Origin of the sequence: Streptomyces sp. URMC 127 (assembly GCF_051386535.1) — a bacterium.
In the GTDB taxonomy this organism is placed as follows: domain Bacteria; phylum Actinomycetota; class Actinomycetes; order Streptomycetales; family Streptomycetaceae; genus Streptomyces.
Window position 1 is genome coordinate 1 of record NZ_JBPQTW010000510.1, and the last position, 412, is coordinate 412.

Here is a 412-nt window from a genome sequence, read left to right on the forward strand (position 1 = left end):
TGGCGGGGGTGGTGTAGGCGATGAGGCGCTTGTCCCCGGGCTGGTCCTCCCGCACCACTACGAGCGCATCCGCCACGGCCGGGTGCAGGCGAAGCGTTGCTTCGATCTCCCCGGGTTCGACACGGAAGCCGCGGATCTTGACCTGGTCATCGGCACGGCCGAGGTATTCCAGCTGCCCGTCCCGGTTCCATCGGACCAGATCCCCCGTGCGATACATCCGCGCACCATCGCCCGTGTACGGATCGGCCACGAACCGCTCAGCAGTCAGCGCCGGACGGTCCACATAACCACGGGCCACCCCTGCACCGGCGAGATACAGCTCTCCCGGCACTCCCGGCGGGACCAGGGCCAGGTGGTCATCGAGAACGTAGGCCCGCATGCCGTCCATGGGCCGGCCGATCGGCACCCCATC

At 68.7% G+C, this 412-nt stretch carries 1 protein-coding gene; it reads right to left on the minus strand.

Features of this window, described 5'->3' with window-relative positions; translation table 11 throughout:
- The coding region (locus ACSNOH_RS35160; protein ID WP_436725499.1) for an AMP-binding protein at positions 1-412 on the minus strand (412 nt) is incomplete at both ends.